Here is a 14,171-nt window from a genome sequence, read left to right on the forward strand (position 1 = left end):
ACGGTGCATGGGTCATCGCGTAGGATGCATCACAGCCGTTCGCCCTGAGCTTGTCGAAGGGTTCTTGCGATGTTCGGGCGTGGGCTTCGACGAGCTCAGCCCGAAAGGTGTATGGGTCAACGAGAAGGATGAATCACAGCCGTTCGCCCTGAGCTTGTCGAAGGGTTCTTGCGATGTTCGGGCGCGGGCTTCGACAAGCTCAGCCCGAACGGTGTATGGGTCAACTCGAAGGATGAATGTATGAGCGACAAACTACAGTGACGAGGCGCCCGCACAGCCGTTCGCCCTGAGCTTGTCGAAGGGTTCTTGCGATGTTCGGGCGTGGGCTTCGACAAGCTCAGCCCGAACGGTTTATGGGTCAACGCGAAGGATGAATCACAGCCGTTCGCCCTGAGCTTGTCGAAAGGTTCTTGCTAAGTTCGGGCGTGGGCTTCGACAAGCTCAGCCCGAACGGTGTATGGGTCAACGCGAAGGATGAATCACAGCCGTTCGCCCTGAGCTTGTCGAAGGGTTCTTGCGAAGTTCGGGCGTGGGCTTCGACGAGCTCAGCCCGAACGGTGTATGGGTCAACGCGAAGGAGAATGTATGAGCGACAAACAGGTGCTGGTGCTGGGTGGTGGCTGCTTCTGGTGTACGGAGGCGGTCTACGTGGGCGTCAAAGGCGTCACCGACGTCGAGTCCGGTTACAGCAATGGCCAGGTGAAGCAGCCCAGCTACGAGATGGTGTGTACCGGGACCACCGGCCACAACGAGGTGGTGCGTCTCGAATACGACCCGGTGCAGATCAGCACGCGCGAGATCCTGGAGATCTTCTTTGTGGTACACGACCCGACCACCCTCAACCGCCAGGGCAACGACATGGGTACGCAATACCGAAGCGGCATCTACTTCACCACGCCCGAGCAGCAGCAGGTGGCGCAGGCGTTGATCGACGAGCTCACCAGGGACAACGCCTTTGGCAGGCCCATCGTGACCGAGGTCAAACCGCTGGACAACTACTGGCCCGCTGAGGACTACCACCAGGACTTTTTCGAGCGCAACCCGCACCAGGGCTATTGCATGGCGGTGGCGGCGCCCAAGGTCGCGAAGTTCCGAAAAACCTTCACGCGCCTGGCGAAATAGCCTGGCGATTGCGCGTTCGCGCGGCCTGCCAAAGGGGCCAGCAGACGATGACCGCAAGGCCGCACATCACCAGAGCGGCCGCACCCAGTTTCCAGATGGGCAGTGGTTCGCCCAGCAAGAGGGCCGAAGCGCTCATGCCGAACACCGGCACCAGCACGCCAAAGCCCGTCTGCTTGCGCCAGGGTGCGGTCGGGCGCGGCAGGCCGTTCAGGCCCCAGCGGATCACCACGAAATTGGTGCCCCAGACGAACACCACCGACAGGGCGAGCAAGAGATGGCGGGTGGGCAATCGGTGACTCCGAGCAATGGGGCGCCAGTGCAGCCAGCGCTCATTAACGCAACTGAATTGCGTTAATATGGCCGCCCCTGCAACATGGTTGCAATATGCCCCGGTCTTTGCAAAAGGTCCCGCTTCATGCCCGTTCCTCCTGCCCTGGAATCCAGGGGTGTACCGCCCGACATCCAGTCCCGACTGGAAGCTGCCGGCCTGCGCCGCACCTTGAACACCCGTGCGGTGCTCGGGCTGTTCCTGGCCCGGGCGGGGGTCCCGCTTTCGCACGGGCAGGCATTGGCCGCACTTTCCGCCCGAGGTCTGGACATCAACCGCGTCACCCTCTACCGGCTGCTGGATCGCCTGGTGGCCTGCGGTGTGTTGCAGCGCCATGCCGATGCCAGCCGCACCTGGCGTTTCCGCCTGATGGCGCTTCCGGCGCGCGCCAACGAGGTGGCACCGCCGCACTTTGAATGCGACGCTTGCCGCCGGCAGGTTGCCCTGGACGACACAGGGGAGACGACGCAGGCCGTCACCCACGAGTGGTTCCAGGCGCTGGCGAGGCTGGGCCACCGCGGCACCCGCCTGGACATTGCCATCCACGGCACCTGCGCCACCTGCATGGCGGCGGGCAACGAAGCCAGGCCGGCCGCATGATCGAAACCCGGGGCCTGGCGTACGCCTACGCGGGTGCCGCGCCGCTGGTGCTGCCCGATGCCAGCGTGCCCCAGGGCGGCACGTTGTTGCTGCGCGGGCCTTCGGGCAGTGGAAAGTCGACGTGGCTGGCGCTGGCGGCGGGCCTGCTCCGCTCGGCGACAGGCGAGGTCGTGGTGGCGGGGCAGCCACTCGGTGCGTTGACGGCTGGCGCACGAGACACCTGGCGCGCGCGAAACGTGGGCTTTCTGCCTCAGAAGCTGCATCTGAGCGAAGCGCTCACCGTGGCCGAGAATCTGGCGCTGGTGTACTTCGCCTGCGGCCTTCCGGCAGACGGGGCGGTCATCGCGCGCACGCTCGACGCGCTGGAGGTCGGTGCGCTGGCCAGGCGCCGGCCAGCGCAACTCTCGGGCGGGCAGGCTCAGCGTGTGGCGCTGGCACGTGCCGTGCTGCAGAACCCGCGCGTGATCCTCGCGGACGAACCCAGCGCCAGCCTGGACGACGAGGCCTGCGCCGTCTCCCTGGGGCTGCTCCGGCAGTGCGCTGCGCGCCTGGGCGCCACGCTGGTGATCGCCACGCACGATGCGCGTGTGTGGCAGGCGCTGCCGCAGGCGCAGGTGTTGTGTCTGAGCCGGGTGGCGCCGGAGCGCGTGGCATGAACGTCGCCGGCCTGTCCTGGCGGTACCTGTGGTCGCGCCCCTTGGCCACCATGCTCAACCTCCTGCTGCTCGCGCTGGGGCTGGCTGCCATGGCGCTGGTGCTGATCGCACGCGACCAGGTGGAGCGCGCCTTCGAACGCGATCTTGCTGGCATCGACGTGGTGGTGGGCGCCAAGGGCAGCCCGATGCAGCTCATCCTGGCGGGCGTGTTCCACCTCGACGTACCGCCAGGGAACATACCGCTGTCCGAGGTGGAAAAACTGGCGCGGCACCCTCAGGTGGCCGAGCTGATACCGCTGAGTCTGGGAGACAACCTGCAGGGTTACCGAATCGTCGGCACCTCGAACAGGTACCCCGCGCTTCTCGGAGGGGTGCTCGCTCAAGGACGGTTCTGGGAGTCACCGCTGGAAGCGGTGGTGGGTGCGCAGGTGGCCGCACACACGGGTCTGCGGCTGGGCCAGGCGTTTGAAGGCGCGCACGGCCTGGGCGCGGGTGGAGCTTCGCACGGCGCGACGCCCTACACCGTCACCGGTGTGCTCGCGCAATGCGGATGCGTGCTCGATCGCCTGATCCTCACCGCCACCGAATCGGTATGGCGCGTGCACGACGACATGCACGCAGAAGAGCACATGAGCGAAGCCGAGCGCGCCGAGCTGGAGGCTGCGCTGCAAGACGAACGTGAAGTGACCCTGGCGGTGATTCGATACCGCACGCCCGTGGCGGCGGTGAGCTTTCCGCGCCTGGTGAACGAAACGACGCCCATGCAGGCGGCAGCGCCTGCCCTCGAAATCACGCGCCTGCTCAGTATGGTGGGGGTGGGCACTCAGGTGCTGCAGGGTCTGACGGCTGTGCTGCTGGCGGTCGCCGGACTCTCCGTGTTCATTGCGCTCTGGAGCGCCGTGCGCGAACGCCGGAGCGATCTGGCGATGCTGCGCATGCTCGGCGCGCCGCCGGTTCGCGTCGGCGCCTTGCTGCTGTGCGAGGCCCTCTGGCTTGCGGCGCTGGCCTGTGCGCTGGGCCTTCTGGTGGCGCATGCGCTCACGGTCCTGCTGAGCGTTATCTTGATGGATCGGCATTCGCTGGCCATCTCCGGTTGGCAATGGGTTCCCGCCGAGGGGTGGGTGCCTGTGCTGGCAGTCGGTGTGGCGGTGGTGTCGGCTCTGCTGCCGGCGCTCAGTGCCTACCGGCTTGACGTCACTTCCCTTCTCAACACTTCAAGGTGAAACCCATGAAAAAGACATTGCTGCTCCTCGTTGGCACCGCCTGGCTGGCGACCTCCGCACTGGCCCAACACACCGACCATGAAACCAGGGAAGACATCGCGCGCCACCGCGCCATGGCAGCCGCCCACGCGGGTGCAGCCCAGTGCCTGGAGAGTGGCAAAGGAGAGAAAGTCTGCATGCAGGAACTCCAGGCCGCTTGCAAGGGTCTGGCTCTGGGCAAATACTGCGGCATGCGCCACGCCCATTGAACCCACCGATCCTGACCGCCCATGACCCTGCTTCGTTCCACCGCCTCACTGTTGGTCCTTTGCCTGTCGGGTGGCGCCGGAGCGCAGACGCTGAGCTCCCCACTGCCACCCGGCGCTGCGGCTTCGCAGCCACAGACCGCGCTGCCTGCACAAGGGCAGGGTGCCGGCGTGCACAGTCCGCTCAGCCCGTTTGCCCCTTTGCCCAGGCGCAGCGACGTGGTGGCGTGGTCCACGCTCACCGACATCACCACCAAGGTCGAGAAGAAGCGCATCGTGCCGGTGTACCCCGAAGCGGTGAACGCACTGAACCAGAAGACATTGCGCCTGCAGGGCTTCATGATGCCGCTGGAGCCGGGCGAGAACCAGCGCCATTTCCTGCTGGCTTCGGTGCCGCTGACCTGCTCCTTCTGCACCCCCGGCGGTCCGGAAAGCATGGTGGAGGTTCGCACCCGCAAGCCGGTGAAGTACCAGCTGGAGGCGGTGGTGGTCGAAGGGAAGTTCCACGTGCTGCAGAACGACCAGTACGGCCTGTACTACCGCATCACGGAGGCAGTGGGGGTCGAGTGAGTAACATCCGCGGGTGAACTTCGCTCAACACCCGGTCGTTGCCTCCCTCACCCCGGTCTTCCTGCTGATCGCGCTCGGCTTCCTCGCCGGTCGCCGCGAGTGGATCCGCGACAGTTCGATCAAAGACCTGTCCAACCTGGTCTTCCTGCTCCTGATCCCGGCGCTTCTGTTTCGCACCATGAGCGCAGTGCGGTTCGAGCAACTCGACCTTCTGCCGGTGGCGGCCTATTTTCTGGCCGCGCTCTCGCTGCTCGGTGTCTCCATCGCCTGGCGTGGATTCAACCGCGGCAGCGTGGTGATGGCACTGGCCGGCACGTTCTCGAACATGGTCATGATCGGCATCACGCTGGTCGAACTGGCCTACGGGAAAGCCGGCGTGGTGACCTTGCTCACCCTGGTGTCGGTTCACGCGCTCATCCTGCTCACCGTGGGCTCCATCGTGCTGGAACTGGCAGTGGCGCGAGAAGCGCGCGCGGGTGGTGAACGGGCGCCACATGTGCTGGCCACGGCCTGGTCGGCCTTCAAAGGCGCATTGATCCATCCGATCCCGCTCCCCATTCTTTGCGGCCTGCTGTTTGCGCAAACCGGTTGGACACTTCCTGCGGTGGTGGACCGGCCGCTGCAATTGCTGGGCAGTGCCTTCGGGCCGATCGCTCTGGTGTTGGTGGGGGTGACGCTGGCCCGCACGCCCATGGCGGGCCACTTGCGGCAGGCTCTCTGGATCAGCGCCTCCAAAAACCTTGTGTTGCCGGTGCTGGTCGGCGCCAGTGCGTGGGCCATGGGCATCACCGGGCTGCCGCTGACCGTGATGGTGGTTGCGGCCGCGCTGCCCATCGGCGCGAACGTGTTCCTGTTTGCCCAGCGCTACGAAGTGGCGCGGGAAATCACCACGGCCAGCATGGGCCTGTCCACCGTGCTCGCACTGTTCACGCTCAGTCTCGTGATGCTGTTCATGTCGCACATCGGCTGATCGGTCACTGGCTTATTTTTCGAGCCTCTTCCACCTGGTATTCGAAGTAACGCTGGAAGCCAAACGCCAGGCTGCCCATCAGCGCAATGGTGCCCATGAGCAGGGCCGCCACAAGGGCACCAATGGTCAGCCAGTTCGTGCCGCCCGGGCTGGCATCGGCCGGCAGACCCGGATTGAACTGGCGGTTCCACTTCTCGCGGTCCGTCAGCGCGTAGACGATGGCCATGAGACAACTGGCAGCCACCGTCATGCCCAGCAGTGGAATCAGGATCCATGACAGCTTGTCGTCCTGTCCGTACAGCAGAACCCGGTCCACGCCCCACAGGCCCAGTGCTGCCGGAATGGGGTGCAGCCATCCCACCCAGTCGCCAGGACCACGCAGGTAGAAGCGGTGCAGGCCGAGCACACCGAAAATCAACGCGAGCCAGACGGCCAGCGTCTTGTTTCTGCGGTACGCGCTCATGCGGGAAGGTTCGGAGGCGTGCTGTCGCCCGCGCCCAGGGTCTTCTGCATCATCACGATGTCGAGCCAGCGATCGAACTTCCAGCCGCAGGATTGCACCACGCCCACCAGCTCGAAGCCAAGGGCTCGGTGCACGCCAATGGAGCCGGCATTGCTGGAGTCACCGATCACCGCCATGACCTTGCGCGTGCCGGTGCGCTCGAGCACCGCCAGCAATTCGGCCAGCAGCGCGCGACCCAGCCCCTTGCGGTGCGCCGCCGGGTCCATGTAGATCGAGTCCTCCACCGAAAAACGGTAGGCAGGGCGCGGCTTGAACCAGTTGCCGTACGCAAAGCCGACGACCTGGCCGTCGTCTTCGGCCACCAGCCAGGGAAGGCCCTTGCCCAGCACATCCGCTCGGCGGGTCGCCATCTCGGCGGCGCCTGGGGGAGTGGTTTCGAAGGTGCCAGTGCCGTGCAGTACGTGGTGGCCGTAGATGCGGGTGATGGCTTCGAGGTCGTCGTCGCGGCTGGGGCGGATCAGGGGCATGGCGTCGGTGAAGGAGTGGCAAAGTCCGGATAGGCTGCGAACGGGCTATAATCGCGGGTTTCGTGGCGTTTCGCTGGCCGGGTGGTCAGTCGTGTGTCTCAGGCGCCGCGATCGAGGCGGGTTGAAAAACCCAGTGAAGTACCGTTGAGGTACCTCTCCACCCGAAGGATAAATCATGGTCGTCATCCGACTCTCCCGCGGCGGCGCAAAAGCCCGTCCGTTCTACAACATCGTGGTTGCCGACAAGCGCAACCGCCGCGATGGCCGCTTCATCGAGCGCATCGGCTTCTACAACCCTTTGGCCCGCGGCGGTGAAGAACCCCTGCGCATCGCCATGGACCGCCTGACCTACTGGACCAGCGTGGGCGCCACGCCGTCCGACACGGTGGCTCGCCTGGTCAAGCAAAGCGCCGCCACGGCCACCACGGCCTGATCCTTCTCCGCAGAAGGTGACCAGCCCCGCGTCCGGCGCCTTCCAGGCGTCGTCCCTGCCCGATGACGCCATCGAGCTGGGCCGCATTCAGGACGCGTGGGGCATCAAGGGCTGGGTTCGCATCCTGCTCCACAGCGCCGATACCGAGGCGCTCCTTGCCTCCTCCCGTTGGTTCCTGCAGCCGCCCGAAGCCCGCTTCGCGCGCGGATTTTCGGCGTTCTCCGGCTGCGTTGGCGTCGATGTCGCCGAAGTCAAGACCCACGCCGATGGCCTGGTGGCCCAGCTCGAAGGTGTGAACGACCGCAACGCCGCCGAAGCCTTGAAGGGCGTGCGCATCTACCTGCCGCGCAGCGCCTTTCCCGCCACGCCAGAGGGCGAGTACTACTGGGTGGACCTGATAGGCCTGAGCGTGGTCAACCGTGAAGGTGTTCATCTGGGCGTGGTGCGGGACCTCATGCCCACTGGGCCGAACTCGGTGCTGGTGCTCGAGTACCCCGATCTGGTGGACGGTGTGCAACAGACTGCCGAGCGCATGATCCCGTTCGTGGCCGCCTACGTGGACCACGTCGACAAAGCCGAACGCAAGATCACAGTCGACTGGCAACTGGACTATTGATCCCACCTTCCGGAGAGGCCGCGCAGAGGCTTAGGGGGGGCGACAATACCGGCATGCGCTTCGACGTCATTTCCCTCTTCCCTGAACTGTTCGAGCCATTCCTGGCGCATGGCATCAACCGCCGCGCCTTTGAATCGGGGCAGGTGGCTGTGCATCTCTGGAATCCGCGCGACTTTGCCGAAGGCAACTACCGGCGCGTGGACGACCGGCCGTTCGGCGGCGGCCCCGGCATGGTGATGATGGCCGAGCCCCTGTGGCGCTGCCTGCAGGCGGTGCGCGAGGCGCGCGGCGAGCCTGAGCGAGAACACGCCCCGGTGGTTCTGTTTTCGCCAGTCGGAGAGAAGCTGGACCATGCGGGGGTGGTGAGCTGGTCTGCCAGCCAGGGTGCCGTGCTCGTGTGTGGCCGCTACGAAGGCATCGACCAACGCTTCATCGACGCCTGCGTGGACCTGCAAATCAGCCTGGGCGATTTCGTGCTCTCGGGGGGCGAAGTCGCCGCCATGGCATTGCTCGACGCTGTGGCGCGCCTGCAACCCGGCGTGCTGAACGATGAGGGTAGCCACCAGCAAGACAGTTTCAACCTCGCGCTCGATGGCCTCCTCGACAGCCCGCACTTCACGCGTCCCGAGGTCTGGCAGGGCCCGACGGGTCCACAAACCGTGCCCGAGGTGCTGCTGGGCGGGCACCACGAACGCATCGCGAGGCACCGTCGCGAGCAAAGCCTGCTGATCACCGCGCGCCAGCGCCCCGATCTCCTGGCCAGGTCCCGGGCGCATGGTTTGCTCGATGCCGCCGACGATGCTTTCCTGCGTTCCCAGGGCTTGCTATAATCCAGGGCTTTTCGATCCTCTGACCGGCCGCCGCGACCGGGCCAGCCCGCAACCCCAGCAGCCCGCTGCGAAGGTTGGACAGGGCTCCTGCCGGATTCGCGGCCTTTAGTGCAGCGCGGTCATGACCGATGAACAGGAAATCATGAACCTTATCCAGACCCTCGAGCAGGAAGAAATTGCTCGCCTTGGCAAAGTGATCCCGCCGTTCGCCCCTGGCGACACCGTGATCGTCAGCGTGAACGTGATCGAAGGCACCCGCAAGCGCGTGCAGGCCTACGAAGGCGTGGTGGTGGCCCGCCGCAACCGCGGCCTCAACTCCAGCTTCATCGTGCGCAAGATCTCCAACGGCGAAGGCGTGGAACGCACCTTCCCGCTGTACAGCCCGCTGATCGCCAAGATCGAAGTCAAGCGCCGTGGCGCCGTGCGCCGTGCCAAGCTGTACTACCTGCGCGAGCGCAGCGGCAAGTCGGCCCGCATCCGCGAAAAGCTGGGCGCGTAAGCCTCCCGCCAGACCCAGAAAAGCCGCTCCTTGGAGCGGCTTTTTTGCGTTCAGCCTATGCTTGCGTTCCCATGACCCAGCTCCTGCCCGCCTTCGATCCCCGTCTCGTTCCCATCCTGGCGGACGCTCCCGACGAAATCCTGCATCCCGCGCAAGCCCATCGCCTCACGCCTGCTGGCTTGCGGGAGCTGTTTGCGCATCCTCCGGTATGGGCGCCCGAATTGCACCGGGAGCGCAAGTTCGGCGATCGCGCGCCGGCGCATGCAGCGGTGTTGTTGCCACTGGTGATGCGCGACGAACTCACGCTGATCCTGACCCAACGCACCACCCGCATGTCTACCCATGCAGGCCAGGTGGCCTTGCCCGGCGGCAAGCTCGACCCGGAAGACGCCGATGCCACCGCCGCCGCGTTGCGAGAAGCGCATGAGGAGATTGGCCTGGAGCCGGAACGTGTGGAGGTGCTGGGCACTTTGCCCGAGTACGTCACCGGTACGGCTTTCATCGTCACGCCAGTGGTCGGTTTGGTGCAGCCCGGCTTCCAGCTGGTTCCGAATCCGCACGAGGTGGATGACGTATTTGAAGTGCCATTGGCCTATCTCATGAACCCCTTGCACCACCGGCGCCACGCGCACGATTTCGAGGGTGTCGTGCGCGAGTGGTATTCCATGCCGTACCAGGACGGCGACCGCGAGCGTTTCATCTGGGGCGCCACCGCCGGCATGCTGCGCAACTTCTATCGCCTGCTGACCGCGTGAAGAGGCGGTGAGATCGAGGCCGCCACTATGATGGCGCCATGAGTTTTTTCGCCATCCTCATTGCCTTGCTGCTGGAACAGGCGCGTCCTCTGGCCTTTGACAATCCTGTTCATGCTGGTCTGCGCGCCTGGGCGCGCACGGTGCGGCGAAATCTCGATGCGGGTCAGTCGTCCCATGGCTGGGTGGCCTGGCTGCTTGCTGTAGGCGTGCCCTCGCTGCTGGCGGGCTCGGTCTACTGGGGGTTGTGGCAATTCAGCTCGGTGTTGGCCTTCGTGTGGGTGGTGTGCATCCTTTACGTCACGCTGGGCTTTCGCCAGTTCAGCCACCACTTCAGCGAAATCCGCCAGGCGCTGGAAGAAGGCAACGACATTGCTGCTCGGGAGAAGCTTGCACACTGGCTTCGCGTGGACGCTTCCACCCTGCCGCGCACCGAGTTGCTGCGCCAGGTGATCGAGCATTCGGTGCTGGCGGCACATCGCCATGTGTTTGGTGTGCTGGTGTGCTTCGTCGTGTTCTGGGCCGTGGGCCTGGGGCCTTCGGGTGCCGTGTTCTATCGCCTGGCCGAGTACCTTTCACGCAACTGGCGTGCGCGCCCTGACGGCACGCCCAGCGTGGCGCTGCAGTCTGCTGCCGAAAAGGCATGGGGCTGGATAGATCACATTCCCGCGCGCCTGACCGCACTCGGCTTTGCCATCGTCGGCAATTTCGAAGAGGCGGTGGCGAGTTGGCGGGGTGACGCCGAGCGTTTCGCGCCCGGCAGCGATGGCGTGGTGTTGGCCGCCACCTCTGGCGCCATCAACGTGCGCCTGGCACCGCAGCCCGATGCGCTGGCACTGCCAGAGGAGGGTGATCCCGGCAACCGGCCCGAGCCGCAACTGGCCCACCTGGGCAGTGTGGTGGGATTGGTCTGGCGGGCTGTTGTGCTCTGGATGCTGCTGCTCGCCCTGCTCACGCTGGCTGGGCTTTAGGCGCGGTCATTCGCCATGGGGCAGGCCCGACCCCGGGGCCTGAAGCAACGGTGGTGGTTGGCAATCGTTGGCGCATCACCGAACACACCACACCCTGCTGCGCCTGTGGTCAGCGCGACGTTGCTGCCATCATTCCGATCAGGACGGACCGCCAAGGCCAGGACCCGATGCGCGTGCAGACCTGGCGACGGGCGGCAGAGAAGGCCCAGACGCCTGATCTGCCCCACGGGAACCACCTCCCACCGAACCTCGAGCCTGCGACGGACTGCCCGCCTCACCTCCTTGCGCCACCTGCGCCACCTGCGCCACTCGGCCACGCGGGCCCTGGGACAGCGCGGGCAATGGGTCCAGCGGCAATGAAGGGACCGACCCCGGGCCACGGGCTCGGCCCGCCGCTCCGGGGCGTAGGGACGGGTACACCGTGGACGATATCGCACCCAGTTCGCCCAACCCAGGAGCGCCTGCAGCGGACGCCAATCGCTGTGCGGCAAGCTGCTCCATCACACCTCGCCAATCCGAGTGCCCCAGCGCATTGGCGCGGCGCCGGTGCCCCGCAGGGCTGTCGGCCAGGGGCTGCACGCCAGGCAGGTGCGTGGCGGGCGCCGGGGGTGCACCATGGCGCAGCCCACCAAGTTCGAGCGGCGGCACGAACGGTACCTGGGGCAACGTCGCCGCTGAAGCAGCAACGGACCGTACGGCCTGTCCCAGCCCCGACCCCTGCGCTTCCTCCCTGTCCAGAAGACGCATCAACCCGCCCACGAGCTCCGGGCTCTGCGGGCGAATGCTCTGCGCATCAGAGGTATCAGGTGCATCAGAAACGTCTGATGCACCCGCTGTACTGGCCGACAGGTTCCACCCGTTGGGTGCCTCTGCGTCTGCGCTCCCCGCCAGACGACCATCGCTTTCAGAACCACCCGCGGATCCGTCTGGAGTCAGCGGGCGATCTCCCAACAGACCTTCTTGCAACGGTGCCACAGCGGGCTGTCGACCATTTTCTCGTCCCGATAACATTTGCTTTACCGCCTCCATCCTGAATTGAAAGAAAGAATCTGGGTGTGGCTCACATCACCACCGCCGTGCGGTTGATGTCCACATCCACCAGCAGCTGCGCCAGCGTGCTGGCCGTACTGCTGTTGTAGACCGCATAGGTTTGCACGCCGTCACTCACGGTGCCACCGGTGTCGGTCCAGCCGCTGGAGGTGACGCTATCGTCCGCATCACCGTCGATCACCAGCTGGTGGCGCTGCACCTGGGTGCCCAGGGCGGTGCCGGTCACATTGCTCCAGCCGTTGGTGGTGTTGAACTGGTTCATGCCCGCCATGTCGAGCACGTCGCCCACCGAGAGGGTCAGGGTGTTGTTGCCAGTGCCGCTGAGGTTGATCTTCTCGATGCTGGCGATGCGGCTGCCGGTCTCGGGGTCGCCGGCGGCCTGGTTCGCGATCTGGGTGAGGTCCAGGGTGACGCCTGCACCGGCCACGGCCAGGGTGTCGATGCCGCCGCCGCCGTCCACGCGGGCCAGGCGGCCATCGGTGAGGCCTTGGGAGAGGTGGGCGATGTTGTCGGCGTTGAGCACCAGGGTGTCGTTGCCGGCCCCGCCGTAGAGCACGTCGGCGCCGCCGTTGCCGGTGAGGGTGTCATCGCCTGCGCCGCCCAGGGCGGTTTCGCTGGCGCTGGTGCCGCTCCAGGTGTCTGGGTCGCTGGTGCCGGCAAAGTCAAAGGGCAGGGCGGCTTCGCCACCCAGGGCCACGTCGCCCAGGTTCACGGCGTCGAAGCCGGTCTTGCCGAAGATGACGTAGCTGCGGCCGGCATCTTGGCGATCCGTTGCGGGGTCGCTTGCGTAGGCCCCCACGATCAGGTCGGCCAGGCCGTCGCCGTTCACGTCGCCGGCGGCGGAGACGGAAGCGCCGCTTTGGTCCCCCGCTGACTGCCCGTTGATCACAAAGCCGCCGCCGGTGCCGGCTTCGATGGCCGAGAGCTCCACCGCCGTGCCGCCCGTCTTGCCGAACACCACGTAGCTGCGTCCAGCATTGGAGCCACCCGTCGTGGGGTCGCTCAGGCGCGCGCCCACGATCAGGTCGGCCAGGCCGTCGCCGTTCACGTCACCGGCGGAGGAGACGGACCAGCCGCTTTCGTCCGACGCTGCCTGTCCGTTGATCACGAAGCCCCCCGTGCTGCCCGCGGCAATGGTGGAGAGTTCCACCGCCGTGCCGCCCGTTTTGCCGAACACCACGTAGCTGCGCCCGGCGTCGGTGCGTGTTGCTGGGTCGCCAAAGCGTGCCCCCACGATGAGGTCGGCCAGGCCGTCGCCGTTCACGTCGCCGGCGGAGGAAACGGACCAGCCGCTTCGGTCTCCCGCTGACTGTCTGTTGATCGCAAAGCCGTCCGTGTCGCCTGCGGTAATGCCCGAGAGCTCCACGGCGGTGCCGCCCGTCTTGCCGAACACCACGTAGCTGCGCCCGGCATTTCCATCTGCCCCAAACGCCCCCACAATCAGATCGGCCAGGCCGTCGCCGTTCACGTCGCCAGCGGAAGAGACGGAATGGCCGCTGGCGTCCCCCGCTGCCTGCCCGTTGATCACAAAGCCGTCCGTGCCGCCAGCGGCAATGGCCGAGAGCTCCACGGCGGTGCCGCCCGTCTGGCCGAACACCACGTAGCTGCGCCCGGCACTCAACTTGTCCGCAGGGTCTGCATAGCGCCCTCCCACGATCAGGTCGGCCAGGCCGTCGCCGTTGACGTCGCCGGCGGAGGAGACAGAAATGCCGCTTTCGTCTCCTGCTGACTGCCCGTTGATCACGAAGCCACCTGTGCTGCCAGCGGCAATGGCCGAGAGCTCCACGGCGGTGCCGCCCGTCTGGCCGAACACCACGTAGCTGCGGCCGGCACTCAACTTGCCCGCAGGGTCTGCATAGCGGGCCCCCACGATCAGGTCGGCCAGGCCGTCGCCGTTCACGTCGCCGGCGGTAGCGACGTAAATGCCGCTTTCGTCTCCTGCTGATTGTCCGTTGATCACGAAGCCGCCCGTGCCGCTGGCCATCTGCGACAAATTGATCGCCGTGCCATCGGCCTTGCCGAGCACCACGTAGCTGCGACCGGCACTCAACTTGCCCCCTGGGTCGCTCAAGTAAGCCCCCACAATCAGGTCGGCCAGGCCGTCGCCGTTCACATCGCCGGCGGAGGCAACGGACCAGCCGCTGGCATTGCCAGCCGACTGCCCATTGATCACAAACCCCAGCGCCGGCGGAATCACCGTCACCTCCGTGGCGCCCGAGGCCGCGCTGACATTCCCCGCCAGGTCGGTGGCGATGGCGCGCACCTTGTAGTTGCCCACCGCCAGATTGGTGTCGATGCTGTAGTTCCCGCCCGTGG

At 66.1% G+C, this 14,171-nt stretch carries 17 protein-coding genes; 13 read left to right on the forward strand and 4 right to left on the reverse strand.

Annotated features, from left to right (window positions below; all coding sequences use genetic code 11):
- Positions 1 to 585: 585 nt before the first annotated feature.
- Positions 586 to 1,122, forward strand: coding sequence for a peptide-methionine (S)-S-oxide reductase MsrA (gene msrA / locus AB7F11_RS20175; protein WP_428299818.1), 537 nt, complete (start codon positions 586 to 588; stop codon positions 1,120 to 1,122).
- Here the strand turns inward: msrA and AB7F11_RS20180 are convergent.
- Positions 1,103 to 1,411, reverse strand: a complete 309-nt coding sequence (locus tag AB7F11_RS20180) for a hypothetical protein (protein ID WP_428299819.1) — start codon at positions 1,409 to 1,411, stop codon at positions 1,103 to 1,105. The genes msrA and AB7F11_RS20180 overlap by 20 nt on opposite strands.
- Before the next feature lie 126 nt (positions 1,412 to 1,537).
- On the opposite strand from AB7F11_RS20180, the gene AB7F11_RS20185 reads away from it, so the two are divergent.
- From AB7F11_RS20185 to AB7F11_RS20210, 6 genes are read left to right on the forward strand one after another with little or no spacing between them, the layout of a single operon-like run.
- A complete protein-coding gene (locus AB7F11_RS20185) occupies positions 1,538 to 2,050 on the forward strand; it encodes a Fur family transcriptional regulator (RefSeq protein WP_428299820.1) in 513 nt (170 codons plus the stop codon).
- Complete coding sequence (locus AB7F11_RS20190; protein WP_428299821.1) at positions 2,047 to 2,706, forward strand: ABC transporter ATP-binding protein; 660 nt, start codon at positions 2,047 to 2,049, stop codon at positions 2,704 to 2,706. The genes AB7F11_RS20185 and AB7F11_RS20190 overlap by 4 nt, the downstream gene beginning before the upstream one ends.
- Entirely contained in the window at positions 2,703 to 3,929 is a 1,227-nt protein-coding gene (locus tag AB7F11_RS20195) for an FtsX-like permease family protein (protein ID WP_428291626.1), read from the forward strand. The genes AB7F11_RS20190 and AB7F11_RS20195 overlap by 4 nt, the downstream gene beginning before the upstream one ends.
- 5 nt (positions 3,930 to 3,934) lie before the next feature.
- A complete protein-coding gene (locus tag AB7F11_RS20200; protein ID WP_428291627.1) occupies positions 3,935 to 4,177 on the forward strand; it encodes a hypothetical protein in 243 nt (80 codons plus the stop codon).
- A gap of 21 nt (positions 4,178 to 4,198) precedes the next feature.
- On the forward strand, positions 4,199 to 4,744 hold the full coding sequence (locus tag AB7F11_RS20205) for a DUF3299 domain-containing protein (RefSeq protein WP_428291628.1): 546 nt from the start codon (positions 4,199 to 4,201) through the stop codon (positions 4,742 to 4,744).
- Positions 4,745 to 4,757: 13 nt separating this feature from the next.
- Positions 4,758 to 5,714, forward strand: coding sequence for an AEC family transporter (locus AB7F11_RS20210; protein WP_428291629.1), 957 nt, complete (start codon positions 4,758 to 4,760; stop codon positions 5,712 to 5,714).
- Positions 5,715 to 5,718: 4 nt separating this feature from the next.
- Here the strand turns inward: AB7F11_RS20210 and AB7F11_RS20215 are convergent, their stop codons facing one another.
- A complete protein-coding gene (locus AB7F11_RS20215; RefSeq protein WP_428291630.1) occupies positions 5,719 to 6,177 on the reverse strand; it encodes a TM2 domain-containing protein in 459 nt (152 codons plus the stop codon).
- A complete protein-coding gene (locus AB7F11_RS20220; RefSeq protein WP_428291631.1) occupies positions 6,174 to 6,704 on the reverse strand; it encodes an N-acetyltransferase family protein in 531 nt (176 codons plus the stop codon). The genes AB7F11_RS20215 and AB7F11_RS20220 overlap by 4 nt, the downstream gene beginning before the upstream one ends.
- Before the next feature lie 175 nt (positions 6,705 to 6,879).
- Between AB7F11_RS20220 and rpsP the strand changes: the two genes are divergently transcribed.
- The 6 genes from rpsP to AB7F11_RS20250 all read left to right on the forward strand — a co-directional run bounded on the left by rpsP (position 6,880) and on the right by AB7F11_RS20250 (position 10,805).
- Entirely contained in the window at positions 6,880 to 7,137 is a 258-nt protein-coding gene (gene rpsP, locus AB7F11_RS20225) for a 30S ribosomal protein S16 (RefSeq protein ID WP_428291632.1), read from the forward strand.
- A gap of 16 nt (positions 7,138 to 7,153) precedes the next feature.
- Positions 7,154 to 7,753 carry a ribosome maturation factor RimM gene (gene rimM, locus AB7F11_RS20230; protein WP_428291633.1) on the forward strand — a complete coding sequence of 200 codons (600 nt, stop codon included), beginning with the start codon at positions 7,154 to 7,156 and terminating at the stop codon, positions 7,751 to 7,753.
- Positions 7,754 to 7,806: 53 nt separating this feature from the next.
- Positions 7,807 to 8,583 (forward strand): tRNA (guanosine(37)-N1)-methyltransferase TrmD, encoded by a 777-nt coding sequence (trmD, locus tag AB7F11_RS20235; protein ID WP_428291634.1) that lies wholly within the window; start codon positions 7,807 to 7,809, stop codon positions 8,581 to 8,583.
- Between the two features lie 142 nt (positions 8,584 to 8,725).
- A complete protein-coding gene (rplS, locus tag AB7F11_RS20240) occupies positions 8,726 to 9,082 on the forward strand; it encodes a 50S ribosomal protein L19 (protein WP_086123134.1) in 357 nt (118 codons plus the stop codon).
- A 71-nt stretch (positions 9,083 to 9,153) separates the two neighbouring features.
- The gene (locus tag AB7F11_RS20245) at positions 9,154 to 9,837 is read left to right on the forward strand and encodes a CoA pyrophosphatase (RefSeq protein ID WP_428291635.1); all 684 of its coding nucleotides are present in this window, start codon (positions 9,154 to 9,156) and stop codon (positions 9,835 to 9,837) included.
- A 38-nt stretch (positions 9,838 to 9,875) separates the two neighbouring features.
- Complete coding sequence (locus tag AB7F11_RS20250; RefSeq protein WP_428291636.1) at positions 9,876 to 10,805, forward strand: CobD/CbiB family protein; 930 nt, start codon at positions 9,876 to 9,878, stop codon at positions 10,803 to 10,805.
- A gap of 1,060 nt (positions 10,806 to 11,865) precedes the next feature.
- On the opposite strand, the gene AB7F11_RS20255 is transcribed toward AB7F11_RS20250, so the two are convergent.
- Positions 11,866 to 14,171: beta strand repeat-containing protein (locus AB7F11_RS20255; protein ID WP_428300812.1), on the reverse strand; the 2,306-nt coding region annotated here is incomplete at its 5' end.

It is taken from the genome of Hydrogenophaga sp. (genome assembly GCF_050250835.1).
GTDB lineage: Bacteria > Pseudomonadota > Gammaproteobacteria > Burkholderiales > Burkholderiaceae_C > Hydrogenophaga.

Excerpts from the sequence above, each read along its gene's own strand:
- msrA (WP_428299818.1), top strand. The coding sequence starts at position 586 with ATGAGCGACAAACAGGTGCTGGTGCTGGGTGGTGGCTGCTTCTGGTGT.
- AB7F11_RS20185 (WP_428299820.1), top strand. The coding sequence starts at position 1,538 with ATGCCCGTTCCTCCTGCCCTGGAATCCAGGGGTGTACCGCCCGACATC.
- AB7F11_RS20190 (WP_428299821.1), top strand. The coding sequence starts at position 2,047 with ATGATCGAAACCCGGGGCCTGGCGTACGCCTACGCGGGTGCCGCGCCG.
- AB7F11_RS20195 (WP_428291626.1), top strand. The coding sequence starts at position 2,703 with ATGAACGTCGCCGGCCTGTCCTGGCGGTACCTGTGGTCGCGCCCCTTG.
- AB7F11_RS20200 (WP_428291627.1), top strand. The coding sequence starts at position 3,935 with ATGAAAAAGACATTGCTGCTCCTCGTTGGCACCGCCTGGCTGGCGACC.
- AB7F11_RS20205 (WP_428291628.1), top strand. The coding sequence starts at position 4,199 with ATGACCCTGCTTCGTTCCACCGCCTCACTGTTGGTCCTTTGCCTGTCG.
- AB7F11_RS20215 (WP_428291630.1), bottom strand. The coding sequence starts at position 6,177 with ATGAGCGCGTACCGCAGAAACAAGACGCTGGCCGTCTGGCTCGCGTTG.
- AB7F11_RS20220 (WP_428291631.1), bottom strand. The coding sequence starts at position 6,704 with ATGCCCCTGATCCGCCCCAGCCGCGACGACGACCTCGAAGCCATCACC.
- rpsP (WP_428291632.1), top strand. The coding sequence starts at position 6,880 with ATGGTCGTCATCCGACTCTCCCGCGGCGGCGCAAAAGCCCGTCCGTTC.
- trmD (WP_428291634.1), top strand. The coding sequence starts at position 7,807 with ATGCGCTTCGACGTCATTTCCCTCTTCCCTGAACTGTTCGAGCCATTC.
- rplS (WP_086123134.1), top strand. The coding sequence starts at position 8,726 with ATGAACCTTATCCAGACCCTCGAGCAGGAAGAAATTGCTCGCCTTGGC.
- AB7F11_RS20245 (WP_428291635.1), top strand. The coding sequence starts at position 9,154 with ATGACCCAGCTCCTGCCCGCCTTCGATCCCCGTCTCGTTCCCATCCTG.
- AB7F11_RS20250 (WP_428291636.1), top strand. The coding sequence starts at position 9,876 with ATGAGTTTTTTCGCCATCCTCATTGCCTTGCTGCTGGAACAGGCGCGT.